Raw genomic sequence first — 1,024 nt, forward strand, 5'->3', positions numbered from 1 at the left:
ACCGCGGACGCAGATCGCCCGCCTCCCGCGGCACAGCGCGCGCAGTCGCAACCGAAGCCGGCCCCGCAGGAAACAAAGCCCGCTCCGAAGCGCGTGGCCAAGCCGGTGGATCAGGGCAGCTTGTTCTGAGCTGAGGCGCGACGAACGGCATTCCACGCTCAGTGTCATTCCCCGCCTTGTGCGCAATTGCGCACTGGAGCGGGGAATCCAGTAGGCCGCGCCTCCCCGGTGAATCACAGACGTCTCGGAGTCCTGGATCGCCCGGTCCCGGCTCCGCCAAGGCTACGCCGGGCCACAAGGGTGCTCGGCCGCCGAAGCTATAGCGAAGGCGGCAAGCCGGGCGATGACAGGGAGTGCGTGGGGCCGATGTAGGCACAACTCGCAATGACGGCTGTGGAAGCAGCGCGGAGCCCGCATGAGCAAAGCGATATCCGGCAACGGCCGTCCCGGATATCGCTTTGCTCATCCGGGCTACGACACCGCCATGCCTACCTGCAGGACAATCCCGCGTCGATCGTGGTCCAGAAGCCGCAATGTTCCGGCGCGCGCTGGGGAGCGCCAGCGTGGGCCTCATAGAGGAAGATCGCGACGGTGAAGACGACCAGTGCGGAGGAGAAGAGGACGATGCGGTTGCGCATGAGGATTGCGTTTAATCGACATCGTGGTCGAACTAAGGCGCCGTCATGGGCTGAAACCGCAGCCGTTCGCCACCCGTAGATTCACGGTCGGCCATCTTCCGTGCAGGGCGGTGGTCGATGCGGGGCTGTCCGCCTGAATTTGTTCCTCGGACGGCCCCGCTTCCGCCTTCGCTCTTCGAGCTACGGCGCGACAAGTCCGCATCCAGGCTAACGCGCCAGCCACTCCGCGACCTCTTTCTGCGACTCCGCGCGCGCCTCTGCATCCGTGCCGAGATGGCCGCGCTCGGGCGCGGCGGCATCGTTGCTGCCGGCAGCTGCGTGCAGTGGCGTGTTGGCGCGGTCGAAATCGTGATAGGCGCCGGGATAGACCACAATGCGCGCCAGCG

At 66.3% G+C, this 1,024-nt stretch carries 1 protein-coding gene and 1 pseudogene; both read right to left on the reverse strand.

All coding sequences use genetic code 11. From position 1 onward, the window contains the following. Positions 1 to 488: 488 nt before the first annotated feature. The gene (locus tag MOV75_RS39455; protein ID WP_246932810.1) at positions 489 to 638 is read right to left on the reverse strand and encodes a hypothetical protein; all 150 of its coding nucleotides are present in this window, start codon (positions 636 to 638) and stop codon (positions 489 to 491) included. A gap of 207 nt (positions 639 to 845) precedes the next feature. After that, positions 846 to 1,024: pseudogene (locus tag MOV75_RS39460) on the reverse strand (dienelactone hydrolase family protein); the annotation flags it as partial.

Origin of the sequence: Bradyrhizobium sp. PRIMUS42 (assembly GCF_023006515.1) — a bacterium.
Taxonomy (GTDB): domain Bacteria; phylum Pseudomonadota; class Alphaproteobacteria; order Rhizobiales; family Xanthobacteraceae; genus Bradyrhizobium.

Excerpts from the sequence above, each read along its gene's own strand:
- MOV75_RS39455 (WP_246932810.1), bottom strand. The coding sequence starts at position 638 with ATGCGCAACCGCATCGTCCTCTTCTCCTCCGCACTGGTCGTCTTCACC.